Source organism: Pedobacter sp. W3I1, from assembly GCF_030816015.1.
GTDB lineage: Bacteria > Bacteroidota > Bacteroidia > Sphingobacteriales > Sphingobacteriaceae > Pedobacter.
Genome location: NZ_JAUSXN010000001.1, coordinates 3,447,619 through 3,463,462 on the forward strand (window position 1 = coordinate 3,447,619; position 15,844 = coordinate 3,463,462).

Annotated in this window: 14 protein-coding genes and 1 tRNA gene; 8 read left to right on the forward strand and 7 right to left on the reverse strand. The window is 38.0% G+C overall.

Annotated elements, in window-relative coordinates:
- Positions 1 to 376 precede the first annotated feature (376 nt).
- Together QF042_RS14275 and QF042_RS14280 are read right to left on the reverse strand one after the other, a co-directional pair.
- Positions 377 to 1,930 carry a glycosyl hydrolase family 65 protein gene (locus QF042_RS14275; protein WP_307529482.1) on the reverse strand — a complete coding sequence of 518 codons (1,554 nt, stop codon included), beginning with the start codon at positions 1,928 to 1,930 and terminating at the stop codon, positions 377 to 379.
- Positions 1,930 to 4,665 (reverse strand): hypothetical protein, encoded by a 2,736-nt coding sequence (locus tag QF042_RS14280; protein WP_307529484.1) that lies wholly within the window; start codon positions 4,663 to 4,665, stop codon positions 1,930 to 1,932. The genes QF042_RS14275 and QF042_RS14280 overlap by 1 nt, the downstream gene beginning before the upstream one ends.
- Before the next feature lie 264 nt (positions 4,666 to 4,929).
- Between QF042_RS14280 and QF042_RS14285 the strand changes: the two genes are divergently transcribed.
- The 5 genes from QF042_RS14285 (at position 4,930) to QF042_RS14305 (ending at position 9,339) form a co-directional block, all read left to right on the forward strand.
- A complete protein-coding gene (locus QF042_RS14285; RefSeq protein WP_307529486.1) occupies positions 4,930 to 5,694 on the forward strand; it encodes an SDR family NAD(P)-dependent oxidoreductase in 765 nt (254 codons plus the stop codon).
- Positions 5,695 to 5,727: 33 nt separating this feature from the next.
- Positions 5,728 to 6,582 carry a fumarylacetoacetate hydrolase family protein gene (locus tag QF042_RS14290; protein WP_307529488.1) on the forward strand — a complete coding sequence of 285 codons (855 nt, stop codon included), beginning with the start codon at positions 5,728 to 5,730 and terminating at the stop codon, positions 6,580 to 6,582.
- Between the two features lies 1 nt (position 6,583).
- Positions 6,584 to 6,913, forward strand: a complete 330-nt coding sequence (locus QF042_RS14295; RefSeq protein ID WP_307529490.1) for an L-rhamnose mutarotase — start codon at positions 6,584 to 6,586, stop codon at positions 6,911 to 6,913.
- A 10-nt stretch (positions 6,914 to 6,923) separates the two neighbouring features.
- On the forward strand, positions 6,924 to 7,745 hold the full coding sequence (locus QF042_RS14300) for an amidohydrolase (RefSeq protein WP_307529492.1): 822 nt from the start codon (positions 6,924 to 6,926) through the stop codon (positions 7,743 to 7,745).
- Positions 7,746 to 8,169: 424 nt separating this feature from the next.
- Positions 8,170 to 9,339 carry an alpha-hydroxy acid oxidase gene (locus QF042_RS14305; protein ID WP_307529494.1) on the forward strand — a complete coding sequence of 390 codons (1,170 nt, stop codon included), beginning with the start codon at positions 8,170 to 8,172 and terminating at the stop codon, positions 9,337 to 9,339.
- 155 nt (positions 9,340 to 9,494) lie between these two features.
- On the opposite strand, the gene QF042_RS14310 is transcribed toward QF042_RS14305, so the two are convergent.
- Both QF042_RS14310 and QF042_RS14315 read right to left on the reverse strand, forming a co-directional pair.
- The gene (locus tag QF042_RS14310) at positions 9,495 to 10,388 is read right to left on the reverse strand and encodes an aldose epimerase family protein (protein ID WP_307529495.1); all 894 of its coding nucleotides are present in this window, start codon (positions 10,386 to 10,388) and stop codon (positions 9,495 to 9,497) included.
- Complete coding sequence (locus QF042_RS14315) at positions 10,366 to 10,647, reverse strand: hypothetical protein (protein WP_307529498.1); 282 nt, start codon at positions 10,645 to 10,647, stop codon at positions 10,366 to 10,368. The genes QF042_RS14310 and QF042_RS14315 overlap by 23 nt, the downstream gene beginning before the upstream one ends.
- Positions 10,648 to 10,839: 192 nt before the next feature.
- On the opposite strand from QF042_RS14315, the gene QF042_RS14320 reads away from it, so the two are divergent.
- The 3 genes from QF042_RS14320 (at position 10,840) to QF042_RS14330 (ending at position 12,471) form a co-directional block, all read left to right on the forward strand.
- Entirely contained in the window at positions 10,840 to 11,511 is a 672-nt protein-coding gene (locus QF042_RS14320) for an HAD family phosphatase (RefSeq protein ID WP_307529499.1), read from the forward strand.
- Between the two features lies 1 nt (position 11,512).
- Positions 11,513 to 12,211, forward strand: a complete 699-nt coding sequence (locus QF042_RS14325; protein ID WP_307529502.1) for an NUDIX domain-containing protein — start codon at positions 11,513 to 11,515, stop codon at positions 12,209 to 12,211.
- Positions 12,212 to 12,398: 187 nt separating this feature from the next.
- A tRNA-Lys gene (locus QF042_RS14330) sits at positions 12,399 to 12,471 on the forward strand.
- 417 nt (positions 12,472 to 12,888) lie between these two features.
- Here QF042_RS14330 and QF042_RS14335 read toward each other — a convergent pair.
- The 3 genes from QF042_RS14335 to QF042_RS14345 are packed head-to-tail and all read right to left on the reverse strand — an operon-like array spanning position 12,889 to position 15,651.
- Complete coding sequence (locus tag QF042_RS14335) at positions 12,889 to 13,311, reverse strand: hypothetical protein (protein WP_307529504.1); 423 nt, start codon at positions 13,309 to 13,311, stop codon at positions 12,889 to 12,891.
- Positions 13,289 to 13,774 (reverse strand): hypothetical protein, encoded by a 486-nt coding sequence (locus QF042_RS14340; RefSeq protein ID WP_307529506.1) that lies wholly within the window; start codon positions 13,772 to 13,774, stop codon positions 13,289 to 13,291. The genes QF042_RS14335 and QF042_RS14340 overlap by 23 nt, the downstream gene beginning before the upstream one ends.
- A 2-nt stretch (positions 13,775 to 13,776) precedes the next feature.
- Positions 13,777 to 15,651, reverse strand: a complete 1,875-nt coding sequence (locus QF042_RS14345) for a DUF4209 domain-containing protein (protein WP_307529508.1) — start codon at positions 15,649 to 15,651, stop codon at positions 13,777 to 13,779.
- Between the last annotated feature and the right edge of the window lie 193 nt (positions 15,652 to 15,844).

The window sequence follows — 15,844 nt, forward strand, 5'->3', positions numbered from 1 at the left end:
TGCGCTCGTTTCTGAACGAGTGCAAATACTATTACGATTATCGTCATTCATCGTCCTCGTTTGTCACAAAGTGATTCCCTTGGAATAACGAGGATGCACGAGAACAGCGATTTTATCGATTTTTACCCGCAAGCCTTGGTTCGTGTCTCCACGAACCCACATCGTCCTCGTTTGTAACGAGGATGCGTGAGAATAGCGATTTTATCGCCCCTTAATCAATTTTTATTTCGGTCTGTGAGTACACAGACCAAGGTATTTCATTAATTCACGCTTGCGCTCGTTTCCAAACGAGTGCAAAATAGTATTACGATTTTATCACTAAAAACAATTAATTATTCAACGCTCGTTAAAAACGAGCGTTAGCCTGGGTATTTTATTAATTCATCTGCACTTTTACAGGCTTCAAATCTTTGCCTTTGTAAATCTGTTTACCATCTACAAATACCAATAATCCTTTGCCTTTATTGTATTTTTTTCCGGTTTTATCCCATAAAATTGTCACCACTTTATTGTGATAGGTTACTTGATCTAACATAAACCAGTCCCACTGATTCTTAGGGATTAATGGAGAAATTTCAAGCACATTATCCTGACGCGGCTTTATGCCAATCAGGTCATTTATAATTAAATCATTAAAGGTAGAGTGGTTATAAAAACTGCTCCGTGGATTATCACCCTTTAACCATTCTCCTGTTTTCTCATCCTGGTATTCACCTAGGTAAGGTTTACCATTTTTAATGTGAGAAGCAGCATACTGATGTAGTTCCTGATAAAAGACTCCGGCATTCATTTTACCATGTTTTTTATAATTGGTTAATAGATTGGCCAATCCTTTTAAAGTTTGCGAACTGGCAAAAGGCCACAGTGCACCATCCCATTCACAGCTATGCCCTGTTCCCCTTGTTCTGAATGTTGGGTTTCGTCTTTCGGCCGTGGTTAATCCCCAGGGTGCTTTAAATCCTGCAGTATCAAGCAACTGATCCCATGCTTTTGCATATTTTGACTGATCATCAGGTAAGTTAAATTCCCATGGTGTAAAACCAATGGCTTCTCTAACATCCGATGAACCTCCTTTGGCTTTTCTTGTTTCGAAAAACGAGGAAGAAACATTCCATAAACTGTCCTGCACCAATTTTTTCAGTACTACGGCTTTATTTTTATACTTACTGGCAAGCGTTCCGTCACCTAAAAGTGTGGCAATTTTATGCAAAGCCATAGCATTACCATACATATAACTGTTTATGGTTGGTCGTTGATTCTGATCTTTTCGCGATCCACTGATCGATTCTTCCATGCCATCCTTAACATCATGCTGCCAGAACAAACCGTTTTTAAGTTGCCTTTCCAATTCCCATTTGCCGTAATCTTTATCCAATGCAGGCAAAATTTCCTTCAAAAATTCCTGATCGGGTTTTACCAGATAATTCTGATAAACAGCATCATCCACCCAACTGCTAAATTGATGGAAACGTTGCTTCGTTTGACCAACATCGGCATGGTAAAGCCAGAATTTGATATAATCTTTTAAATAAGCATTATCCTTTAGCCACCTGCCTTCGTAAATATGGTGACCTAATGCACAGCTGATGGAATTATATTTTCCGGCATGTTTAACCGGTTCGATAAACTCGGTGAAGATAAAACCCTCAGGCGTTTTAACCAGGTGTTTACGGTAAGTCCACCAGCGGTAGTAATAGTTTTGCTCCAAAACTGAATCAGGACATTCGAATAAAGGCGCCTGCTCTGCCAGCCATGTAAAGGCATCGGCATTGGGTACATGGTTTTTAACCGCTTCCGTGTCGATCGAATTGAAATAGGTGACATATTTCTTCAATTTTTCAGTTCCCAGAATTGATTTCTGCTGCGCAAAACCTGTAATTGTTAATACCGATAAAGCTGCTGTTGCAATTAAATTTCTTGTATTCATCATTATTCAAATAACCAATCGATGTCTTTTCCTCTGCCATCCAAACCTGCGTTAAAAATCCGCAGTTCCTGTTTATCGTCAATAAAACCTAAAACTAAACAAGCTCCCTTACCTAAATTTAAAGTATGTGTTCCTGCCGGGAAAGAATAAGCATGAACATTTACTGGTGGAAAACCATAAGGTACGAGGGCATTTGATATTTTAATTTCCGATTGTCCGTAGTTGTTGGCACTTGCATCGGTTTCCAACTGTGGAGGAGCAAGATATTGAGGATCTTTCTGATTAAAAAAGCCTATCAGCAATTTTACAGGTGCTTTGGTGCTGAATTTAATTTCAGTACCTGTTTTAATTTGTTTTTCTTTTGCAAGTTTGATTCCTTTTAAACCCACCAGTTGCGCTGCAACTTCTTTTATCTTAATAGCAGTATCTGAAAAGAGCTGTACATCTTTCGCAATCACATAACTTTCGGTTTCATTTAAAACTTTTACATCAGCAGCTTGATAAGGCACAATTGCAGCAACCGTTCCCTGTTTTATTGATTTTAAAGAATCGATACTGCGTTTAAAATGATTAAGTTCTTTGGTAAAGACAGGTAACATCTCTTTCCAATGAATAAAGGTTTTATCCACTCCACGCATCGGAATTTTTCGCTGCTTGGTTTGCATACTATTGGCATACAGGTAACTATGTGCTGTCAGTTTAACCAATTGAGCATAATGATCTACACTTTTTTGGAGAAAAGGCAATGCCTGCTCCAAATCAGTTACCTGGTTAGAATATTTATATCTTAGTATCCATAGTGCTGCTTTAACTTTTTCGGCATAAAAATTAGCCATTTCATCATAACAATAGATATCGTTTTTAAGCCGCTTAAACTCTGCAGTATCTTTGGTTACACCGGGTGCAGCTTCATTAATAGATTGAATGGCTTTTTTTCCATGTTCAACTACTTCGCGTGCCACCTGAACCGGAGTTTCGCCAATATGGCCCTGTTTCTTCCATTCTTTCTCGGCATACTCAATGATCATTTCACCTTCTGGGGCTTCCGATTCGTACATTAAAGTAAACAAGCCATAACGGAACGGATTAATCAGCTGCGTCATCAACATGCCCAGGGTTAGTGTTTGTCGGTTGCCATCGGTAATGCCATACCTGCGCAAAAGTTTAGGCGATATTTCACCTGATTCTTCGTAGGCATTCAGAATAGCTTTACCACCTGCTAAATTAGCACCATATTTATTAGCCAGTTCTTTACCCCAATAAGTTATTTCCTGGCTACGGTCTCTTTGCGAGTTCCAGGAATATCTTGCCCATTCTTTGTACCAGATCCAATCGCGGTCTACCTCCAATAATCTTCCTTTTACCTCATCAGCCGAATAAGGCCAATCCCAGTAGCTGGCCTGAGGATACAAATGCAAACCTTTTGCACCATAAATCTTGTTCATCGCCTGAACTGATTTCTGGATAAAATCAGCCGATCCGTATCTAAATGGCTCTAAATTGGCTAAAATATGTACGTTAGAGATATTAATGGTACCAATAGCGGCTAATTTCCTGTTTAATTCGGCCCATGCGCCACGCGGTGTATATGTGGTTAAAGCTTCGCCATTAAACTTGTTTTCGGTATACAGGTTTTTATACAAGGGCAACGCAGCTTTCATTACGCTAGGCGCATCGGTATCGTGCGCCCGGAGTACAATCGGAGGTTCTTCCTTAATGCCAGCAGCTTTTAGTCCATCTTTAACCCCTGGGATAATCGTTTTGGTAAACCAATCAATGTCGTCCTGACCAACACCTTCCATCGCTTCGCCTAAGGCCACCATTAAACCTACGTTTGGGTATTTCTCTACAAAAGATGAAATCGATTTACGGGTATAATCGGCAATTAAAGGAATAATGGGGCGGTTCCTATCTTGTGTTTTTAAGCCATGTTTATCTGCAAAAGGTTTTGGAATAATGATATTGTAGAACATCTGGATCACCCAGATGCCGCGTTTATCCGCCTCTTTGGTTAAAAACTGGAAGATTTCTTCATTCTTTTTTAAAGTAACATCATCCACCTCAACTGCATAAGGGTAATCTTTTAAACGCAACAACGACGAAAAAGGATGTCCATTCCATAAATAAAGCGAGTTATAACGGTTTTCTACCATCATATCCAGGTACTTAATCCATAAAGCTTTATCGTAAAGCCAGGGGAAAGTTTCTGGCGTATAAGGATATTCGTATACATCATGTCCCGGGAGATAATCAGGTTTCTGTAAACCGATACAAGTGCCTCTTAACACCATCTCAGGCTGGTCGGAAAGTGCTATCTGCGTGGGTAATTTACCTGTGCTGCTGATCTGATCGACCAATTCTATACAACCATATAAAGCGCCCGATGCATCGTTGCCAATTACATAAAGCATCCCGTTTTTTCCGGTGTAGATATGAAAGCCCTCTGTTTTGGTCGTTGAAATTTTATTTTTAATCTCTGCCGGAAGATTATTGGCAAAAAGTTTATCTGAAAACACACCAATCGCAATAACGTTGTTAATTGCAGTAAGTTTATCTTTTTGTTCGATTTTGGCTGAATAATTCAACCTAGCTAAAGCTTTTGATAGCTTTTCGGCACCAAAACGCACACGCACATGGTTTTCCGTAGAAATTACAATTGTTTTCGGCGCCTTAATATTGGCATCTGAAAATGATATCGATAGAAAATAACAGGAAATAAAAATCAGAAAATTTCTCATTCAAAAGGCTCTAATAACAAAACCTATATGATAGGTTAAGGTGATATTTGGTTAATATTTGTATTTAAATATAAATATATTATTCAAATATAAGTAATTTAAACGATCGACTTTGTAAAATTTATGCAAGGTAAGGCCATTTCAATATCCAGAATGGCGTATGACAATATCTGTTAATATTTAGACAAGAAGATAAAATTTTTAATCAAGAATATTTATTTTATTTGTATGCTAATCAATTATAATTTATAACCAATCATATACATGTTTTCACTAAAAAACAAAAAAGCCGTAGTTACAGGCGGGGGAAGCGGCATAGGAAGAGCTATTGCAACTATTTTAGCCAAACAAGGTGCTGAGGTTCATATCATCGAATTAGGAACTGAGCAGGCCCGGGATACTTTAGATGAAATTAAGACAAATGGCGGAGAAGCTTTCAGCTATGGCTGTGACGTTTCAGACCATAAAGCGGTTCACGAAGTTTTTAACCAGATCGGGCATATTAACATTCTGATCAATAATGCAGGTATCGCGCATATCGGAAAAGCTGATACTACGGAAGAGGCTGATTTTGACCGTGTAATGCGCGTAAACGTGAAAGGTGTTTATAACTGTTTGCACGCTGCTATTCCACAGATCCGTTTAGCTGGCGGAGGGGTAATTATCAATATGGCATCAATTGCTGCATTAATAGGCCTTCCAGATCGTTTCGTTTATAGTGCTGCAAAAGGTGCTGTAAAAGCGATCACCATGAGTGTAGCCAAAGATTATATTGGCGAAAATATCAGGTGTAACTCTATTTCACCTGCAAGGGTTCATACGCCTTTTGTAGATGGTTTTTTACAGAAGAACTACCCGGATAATATCCCTGAAATGTTTGAAAAGCTTTCTAAAACGCAGCCGATCGGCAGAATGGCCAAACCGGAAGAAGTAGGTGCCCTGGCTTTATATCTTTGCAGTGATGAAGCCTCTTTTATTACGGGTTGCGATTACCCGATTGACGGTGGATTTACGACATTAAACAATTAATCAATATTTTTAAATACGATAAAGCATTTTATAATGAAATTAATACGATTTGGCGAAGCCGGAGCTGAAAAACCCGGAGTAATTATAAACGATAATTATTTCGATGTTTCTGCATTGGTTAAAGATTATAATGAAGAATTTTTTGGTGGTGATGGCTTAGCGCAATTAAAGTCTGCTATTCAATCTGCTGATTTACCTCAGGTAGACAAAGGTGTGCGCCTAGGCCCTGCTCTGGCCCGCCCTTCCAAGATAATCTGTGTGGGCTTAAACTATAAAGACCACGCTGCAGAAACTAACGCACCAATTCCATCAGAGCCAATTTTGTTCTTCAAAGCTACCTCTGCTATTGTTGGACCTAATGATGATCTGATCATCCCAAAAAACAGTAAAAAAACGGATTGGGAAGTAGAATTGGCTATTGTGATTGGCAAAAAAGCAAGTTATGTTGCCGAAGAAAATGCTTTAGATCACATTGCAGGTTATGTTTTGCATAATGATTACAGTGAGCGCGAGTTCCAGATCGAAAGAAACGGACAATGGGTAAAAGGAAAAAGCTGCGATACCTTCGCGCCTATCGGGCCATTTATTGCTACCCAGGATGAAATTGCCGATGTGCACAATCTTCGCCTTTGGTTAACGGTGAACGGAAAAACCATGCAGGATGGCAATACCTCAAACCTGATTTTTAATGTGCCGTTCATGATTGCTTACATCAGCCAATTCATGACGCTTTTACCAGGTGATGTAATTACAACTGGAACACCTGCTGGCGTGGGCTTAGGTCAAAAACCTGAACCCTGGTATTTAAAAGCTGGTGATGTGGTAGAACTGGGTATTGATGGTTTAGGCACAAGCAAACAAACAGTTAAGTCTTACGGCGGAAATTAATATGAAAAGGTACTGCTTAACGCTTGATCTTGTAAATGATGAAAAGCTTATAGAAGAGTATAGGCAGTATCATCAATCGGTTTGGCCGGAAATTAAGGAAAGTATCACTTCTTCTGGCGTTGATGATTTAGAAATCTATTTATTAGGTAACCGGTTATTTATGATTATGGACGTGAATGAGCACTTTTCGTTTGAGGAAAAAGCAAAAGCCGATGTAGCCAACCCAAAAGTGCAGGAATGGGAAAACTTAATGTGGAAATTTCAGCAGGCACTGCCAGGTTCGAAACCAGGAGAAAAATGGGTCTTAATGGATCAGATATTTAAACTTTAAACCAATTCTTATGATTGATACACACGTACATTTTTGGAATTTTGATCCGGTTAGAGATAGCTGGATAAATGAAGATATGCTTGCCATCCGTAATGATTTTTCTCCAAAAGACCTTACAGCGGTGTACAACGATCTTCAAATTACAGGATGTATTGCGGTGCAGGCCAGTCAATCGGAAGAAGAAAATCATTTCTTGTTATCCCTGGCAGCACAAAATGAAATTATAAAAGGTATTGTGGGCTGGATAGATTTACTTGATCCAAATTTAGACGAACGTTTAACTTACTGGAGCAATTTCAAAACCATTAAAGGTTGGCGACATATTTTACAGGCCGAAAACGCTGATTTTATCCTGAACAAACAATTTATTGCCGGCGTTAATCTTTTAAAAAAATACAATTACACCTACGATTTATTGTGCTATCACAATCAACTAGCTGATATTATTAAAATGGTTGATCAAATCCCCGATCAACCATTTGTATTGGATCATTGTGGCAAGCCGGATGTTAAAAGTCAGGATATAAAAACCTGGTCTGAAAATATTAAAACCTTGGCAGCAAACCCAAATGTACTTTGCAAAGTATCTGGCTTACTTACTGAAGCAGACTGGAAAAACTGGACAGAAAGAGAGCTTTTTAATTGCTTTGATATCGTATTCGAACATTTTGGCCCTAAAAGGATAATGTATGGTAGCGATTGGCCGGTAGTGTTGCTCAGCAGGCCTTACCAGAATTGGTTTAATTTAGTTGCTAAGTACACTGAGCAGTTCACTGCAGCTGAAAGGAAATTAATTTTTACTGATAATGCGAAAGCTTTTTATGGAGTTTAGTTTTATGAAACGACCGTCATCTCGACTGGAATGCAGTGGAATGGAGAGATCTATCGTGCATGAAAGACCCTGAAATAAATCCGATAGCTATCGGATCAGGGTGACGATGCGCTGGAATGATCATCTCGACTCGACCATAACAAAATGGAGAAATCTTTGAATCTCTCATGTCAGTTTAAACAGATTTCTCGGCTTCGCTGCACCCGATAGCTATCGGGTCCGCTCGAAATGACGGATTAAGCTTTATAGCTAACGCTCGTTTAAAACGATCATGTAATAGCATATCGTATTTTACATTATAACTGTAATTATACCCACATAAAACAATAATTACAAAATAGCAGATAGAGCAGGATGGAAAATATAATATAAAATATTAGTTTTCGCTTTCTAAAATAGAATCTGACCAATACAATATTTAAATATGAGTAAAAAGATTACATTCCCTTACAATCCTCAATTCCCTTCTGTAGCCGACTTAAGAAAAAAGGCAAAATCAAGGATTCCTAAATTTGCTTTTGACTACCTGGAGGGTGGTTGTAATGAGGGACTTAATTTATCGCGAAACGAGAGCGACTTCGACAATATTTACCTTAAACCAAATTACTTACGTATTGGTGGAGATATCGACATGTCGGTTGAATTATTTGGCCGTCGTTACAGTGCTCCATTTGGGGTATCTCCGATTGGTTTACAAGGTTTGATGTGGCCTAATGCACCCGAAATTTTAGCTAAGGCTGCCGCTAAAGCCGATATTCCTTATACATTAAGCACCGTATCTACCAGTAGTATCGAACGAATTGCCGAAGTATCTGAAGGAAAAGCATGGTTTCAATTGTACCATCCTACGGAGAATAGCTTGAGAGATGATATCTTAAATCGCTTAAAAGCTGTTGAATGTCCGGTATTAGTTGTTCTGGTAGATGTGCCTGCATTTGGTTTACGATATAAAGAAATTAAGAGTGGCTTGTCCATTCCACCAAAAATGTCAATCAATAATATCCTGCAGGCTTTTGCCCGTCCGCTATGGGGAATTAAAACCTTACAACACGGAATTCCATCATTTGCGACCTTAAAGCCTTATATGGAAAAAGGAATGGACATGTCGCAACTGGGACAATTCATGAACAAAACATTTACCGGTAAGGTTGATATCGAAAAAGTTTCTGCCATTCGTGATCTTTGGAAAGGACCTTTAGTACTGAAGGGAATCGCGACTGATGAAGATATGCAGGCTGCTATCCAAATCGGTGCTGATGGTGTGATTGTTTCCAATCATGGTGGCAGACAGATTGACGCAGGCGAATCCTCCATCAATTCACTAATCAAATTGGCGAACAATCCACTATACAAATCAAAATTGAAGATCATGTTAGATGGAGGTATTCGTTCAGGCGTTGATTTAGCGAGAGCACATGCCGTTGGATCTGAATTCAACTTTATGGGCCGACCTTTTATGTATGGAGTTGGTGCTTTAGGTAATGAAGGAGGTGATCATACCATCAATATGTTCAAAACTCATTTATACCAGATCATGCAACAATTAACCATTGAGAAAATTACACAATTTCCTGACCGGTTATTAAATCCTTAAAGCGGAATTTGTAAGTGAAATAAGAGGTTGTATCATAAACATAGTTACTCCAGAAATTTGTCACGTTGAGCCTGTCGAAACGCCGTAACGGTGTTATAGTAGGTCCTTCGACAAGCTCAGGATGACAATTCTATATTTATGATACAACGTTAATGTTATTTCAAAAACTTATATGTTGTACTCGTTTTATAAGTTTCGCCTGGTTTAAGCACTGTCGATGCGAAATTTGCATGATTTGGTGCATCAGGAAAATGTTGTGTTTCTAAGCAGAAAGCTGAACGGTGAGGATATGACTTTCCACCTTTACCATCCTTATCAGCACCGGTTAAAAAGTTGCCACTATAAAATTGTATTCCTGGCTCGGTTGTATAAACCTCCAATGTTATACCTGTAACGGGACTTTTAACGGTAGCCACTGGCGTTTTGCCATCATGATGGGTCAACACAAAATTATGATCGTAACCTTTGCCAAATTTTAACTGCTGATCACTTTCTTCGATTGATTTTCCGATGGTTTTGGCTTTATTGAAATCAAAAGCTGTTCCTGCTACAGGCGTTAATTTCCCGGTTGGAATCAGTGTAGAATCTACCGGCGTATAAGCATTAGCATCAATTGTTAATTCATGGTCTAAGATTGTTTTATTGCCTTCCCCATTGAGGTTGAAATATGCATGGTTGGTTAAATTCACTACGGTCGTTTTGTCAGTAGTAGCCAAATAATCGATCTGCAAAGCATTATCGTCAGTTAGCGTATAAGTTACCTTAACATCCAATTTCCCAGGATAACCGGCTTCGCCATCGTTGGAAACATAACTCAACTCTAATTTTTGGCTATCTAATTGTTTAGCCTCCCAAACTTTAGAGAAAAATCCATCTGTTCCACCATGCAAGGTGTTAACACCATCGTTAAGTTGTAAAGTATATTCTTTTCCGTCAAGCGTAAATTTACCTTTACCAATGCGGTTACCGTATCTGCCAATTAAGGCACCAAAAAATGGCTCACCTTTTTTACGGTACGAACCTACACTATCGTAGCCTAAAACCCACATCGGTTAACTTATTGTTTTTATCGGGAACCAAAAGCGAAACTACCCTCCCACCATAATTGGTAATGGAAACCGAAGCGCCCTGCTTATTTTTTAAAGTATAAAGCTTTACACTTTTCCCATCAATGGTGGTGGTATATTTTAATGAATCAGTTTGCCCGGTTGTTTGTGCCCCTTTATCTGATTTAGGATTACAAGAAGTAAAAGCAACAGCTAAACATAATGTAGCGAAGGGCAAAGCCTTAAAGAATATTTTTTTCATTTGTTTAAAAATTTGAGGAAGCAGACCTGCAATTGCGCGCAAAATCAGAAACGGCTTCATATTGATTTATTTTTGGTTAAGGCTAATGTAGCAAAAAATTATTAACGTTAAAGTAACGATTATAATTATTATTTTTCATAATATCGACAAGGATTCCCAACAGTAAAAAAAATCACATAATTTAGCAGCCATATGCATAATTTAAATTTCAAGCCAAAGGCTTTTCTTTTTGATTTGAACGGTACGATGATTAACGATATGGAATACCATACTTTAGCCTGGTACAGCATCATGACAGAAGATTTAGGTGCCAAACTTGATTACGAAAGCGTAAAAAAAGAAATGTATGGCAAAAACCACGAAGTTTTAGAACGCGTTTTCGGAAAAGATAAATTTAGCGCTGAAGAAATAGAACGCCTTTCCATCGATAAAGAAAAGCGTTATCAGCAAGGTTATATGCCGCATTTAGCGCTTATTGAAGGGCTGGATGTCTTTTTGGATCGCGCAAAGCAAGCCAACATTCCAATGGCGATCGGATCTGCTGCAATACCTTTTAATATCGATTTTGTAATAGATGGTTTAAATATCCGCCGGTATTTAGCTGCAATAGTGAGTGCAGATGATGTAAAAACGAGCAAACCAGATCCCGAAACTTTTTTAAAGGCTGCAGCAGCATTAAATATTGCACCGGCAGACTGCCTGGTTTTCGAAGATGCGCCCAAGGGTGTAGAATCGGCTTTAAATGCAGGTATGCCCTGTATAGTATTAACCACCACACATACCATCGAAGAATTTGAAGGTTATCCGAATATCTTAGGTTATATTACAGATTACAACGATGCTAAATTAAATACGCTTTTTTAACATGGGAAAATATTTAAATCAAAAACCTGTTCTTGTTGCAGTAGACTGCATAATTTTTGGTTATGACGGCGATCAGCTGAAACTTTTGGTCATAAAAAGGGCAATAGAACCTGTAAAAGATCAATGGAGTTTGATGGGTGGTTTTATTGGTGAAAGTGAAGATCTTGATGGCGCGGCCAAAAGGATTTTATTAGAATTAACAGGATTACACGACGTTTACCTGGAGCAACTTCATGCTTATGGGAGTCCGGATCGGGATCCCATCGAACGTACTGTTTCGGTAGTCTACTTCGCATTGATCGATATTAATAAATACAGTAAACAGATCAATGATCAGTACCATGCCGAATGGTTTAAGCTAAAAGAAGTTCCAGCGTTAATTTTCGACCATGATATGATGGTTAAGGCTGCAATGGATAAAATCCGTTATCAGGCCGCCCTCCACCCTATTTTATTTGAACTTTTACCAAAACGTTTTACCATACCGCAGTTGCAGGCTTTATATGAACAGGTTTACGATTCGCCGATAGACAATAGGAACTTTATCCGCAAGATTACAGCCAGTGGATTATTAATTAAACAGACCGATAAGGATAAATCGAGTTCGCGCCGCGGGGCTTTTTATTTTAAATTAGATAAAAACAAACACAAAGCACAATTCCAATCGTTTTTAAACTTTATTCCTAAAGCAATTCAATAGATCTGATATGGAATTGGTGAGCGTATTAAAATAAATTCTCAGCTCATTTTTAAACATACAAAATTTAAAATCAAGCAGTTAGAGCAGCTCATTTTAACCATACAAAAAAACGTCAAAAACATTTTTTAAAAATGTTTGCAAGAAAAGGATAAATCCCTATATTTGCACCTCCTTAAACAAAAGGAATGATTCCGTAGCTCAGCTGGTAGAGCATTACACTTTTAATGTAGTGGTCCTGGGTTCGAATCCCAGCGGGATCACAAGAAACCTCACAGAAATGTGAGGTTTTTTTGTTTTATCCCCGCTAGGATTCGAATACGTCTTAAGACAATCTGCCAGACGAAGGTGAAAAATCCCTCCTCGTCATCTGGTTCCTTTCCTAGAAAATAAACAAGGTGATATTGTAAAAGGCTGGGTATTCTTTTTCAGGTGATGTAAAAAGCTTTTTTATAAAAAGATTATCCTCGAAACAATTTTTCAGGCCGGTAAAACACCTATATCATAAGGATGTGGATTGAGGTTGAATGCTTCGTGGGGTTTGAAATATTTGTTGGGCATGGCTTTGAGTATTAGCCACCTAGTCCGGATGATTACTTTAAAATTATGTATTGCTGCTAACGGTTTCATATAATTGACTATTCGAGCACTCAATTTCTAAAATAGAGTCAATTTAACAATTAAAAATAACTTTCTGCAAGAGAAGCCTGTAAACCTTCTTGTTTCATTAACTGAAGAACCAAGGCATGAGAATAATCTACATGCTCAACTTTTTCAGTTAAAGGGTCATGTGTAATAGACAGATTAAGATCGAAGTAGACGCTAGCTTTAAGTACTACCCCTAAGTGAGTGTTTGAGTCAAAAAGTTCCTCAAGACTAGGTGCCAAGGCTACTATATTTACAGATAGCCCATTAACATCTCTTTTTGGATCTGGTCGGAAGGCAATCCTGCTTAGCCGCATGCTGCCGTCTGGCATAATTTTCATCAAGTCATTTTGGTCACGATTCGGTGGGGGAAGTTTCACCCTCCTTAATATATCATCATCAGGCAGCACTGTATATTTTTCAATTGGCATAGCTTCAACTTTGATTAACGAAATCATCCAGTAAATAAAGAGAGGATACTGATAACTCATGTTTTGTGACAGTATTATCAGAGCCAGTATAGCGCCTAACCTCAATTGAAGTAGAATCAAGTATCTCTATATCTGCCTTAAGGTATTGTCCATCAAGTTCAATCTGTATACCATTGTCTTGATTAGAAAAAATATGGATTGCAACATCTCTTTCAATGAAACGTTTGATAGAAAGCCATTTTAAAATTTCCTTCGTAACGTAGAAAGTAGAGCCTGAGATATGATATTCTGAGTCCCCCTGACCAATTTCTTTTGATGCGAAGTAATCTATTTTTGACAGCAGTTTAAAATATCTCACAGACACATTGCTCGATAGAGGTATAGACCGGGGTGTCTTGGTATAGGTTATTGCCGGAGGTGGTGTATCTGGGAATAACGTCCAGATATTTTTGAATTCTACGTCCGATTTTTTTTTTACAATTGTCGCCATATTTAAACCTGTGGAGTGTTTTCAAAATTATAATGCGCTAATTTGAGTATGATAGAAAGTACCAGAAAAGGTGATTCAATACCATATTCCACATTATCTACCAATCCGTGCGCTATCTTATTTCGGAGGTTCAGTCCCATCTTATCGCTCATTACGAATCTTATAAAAGTATAATTATCCTCTTCAAGATCGTCTTTTAAATCTCTTAATAGGTCATCAAAAAGCTTTTCCATAACTATATTCTGTTCTCTTTTGTCTGGACGCTGCTTAAACGTAACGATCCCTAACTTGAGACAAAATTCTCTTAGAAGATACTCAATCTTTAATGTTAATGAATCGGTGCTGAGTATATAATCTGGCAGAACTTCTTCACCATTCAGCCATTTTTCAGTCTCTAAAAATAGATTTCTGATACCTGGTTCTATTAATTTCAAGTGGCTTATTGGTATGTCCTGTCCACTGATACGCCGGGCTGAAGATTCTCCTACCCAAGTTTTTGATAAGACCTCCAAGACCGCGTCTGCCGACAGCTTACCCGCCTTTATACTTTCGACGATTATCTGGATTAGTGTTTGCGAAGCAAGCTGAAAATGGTTGGAGTAATGTTGTAGAAAAGAAAACTCTTTTTTTTCATCTTCTAAAACATAGGACTCTATTGTGTTTCCAAACTTGTCCTGAACATATTTGGGAATCATTTCCATGAAAGGGGCTGTTCCTTCAAGTGCAACCGCCATACTCCTGATTGTTTGAACATCTGCAAGCATGGGTGTCTGCGTAATTACTGCAATAATATCAGTGGTTCCACCATCAGTTATAAGCCTATTAATGTTTCCGGTAATCCGTTCGGTGGCTTCATCTGGAATTGCCATCGATATTTCAGAAAGACTTGTTTCAGTGCGTTGCTTCTGATATTTTTGAGATAGTCGTTCATAGTCGGCATCACTTTTTATTTCCCGATAAATCCTTAATGCCTTATCGATAAATGTAACAGCGACATTATTATAATTTGGTGCGTTTTCGGCAAGCCTTTCATATTGATATGCAATTCTATTTTTCCAGTTATATCGCTCGTCCGTTATTTTATTAGCGAGGCGATCACTTTCACTGCATATAGGAATAATCTCCCATGGATCGTTAGCCGCGATAGCATCAATAACCTGCTCATTTTTGTCGAGAATTACTTTTAGATCCAAACCCATCTGTAAAATATCCTTTGACCGTTCATTTATCAATCCTGTTGAGTCCACGATGAATCTCATAAGACCAAAATTGTTTATATTCCAGCTTAAATGTCTTGAATATATCTTATTTAACATCTTATCATAAACACTCGCAATAGTAATTTCCGCCTTTCTCCTGGCAGATGCGATATTCAGTAGCTGCTTTATTGAAGCAAAATATTTGAGCAGGTTATAATTTTTTTCTTGTGAGTCGGATAAATCCCAGAGGATATCACATCTTTCTTGCAACACCTCCAACAGTTCTAATAAATCTTCATTCCTTTTAAGCCGCTTGGAATAGAAAAGAAAAAGCCCAAATTCTGTTTTAAGATATTTGTTTTGGGTTGATTTGTAGCGTTTTTCTATATTAGAATAATCTTCCTCCCGGAAATTATTACTATCAGGCCACTGTATTGGAATTTGATTGCCATCTTCATCAGTTCCTGTTCCTGTAATTTTTGGAGTCAAGCCTTCTTCTGCTGTTTTAACAAACATCAATGCCTCTCGCTCTCTGTTGAGGAGCACCGCCTGATCCAGATCCGTCTTTTCTATCTCCTCAATAATCCCAATATATTGGGAATTTATTTCGATTTCAGATTCATCTCTTAAAAAATCAACTTTTTCTAGACTTTTATAAAAATCAGATATGACACTCATAAAGTTAAAGGTATCGATATTTTTGCAAATCTTCCTCTGTAATTTCTAACTAACTATTTTAAAACGGTGCTATCATTTATATTATTCCTTTAAAATAGCTAATCAATTTACTAATTTATTTAGTAAATTGCATGCCACATTTCTGCCATGATGAATTCAACCAATAAATTAATAACTTCACGATCTGATGTTG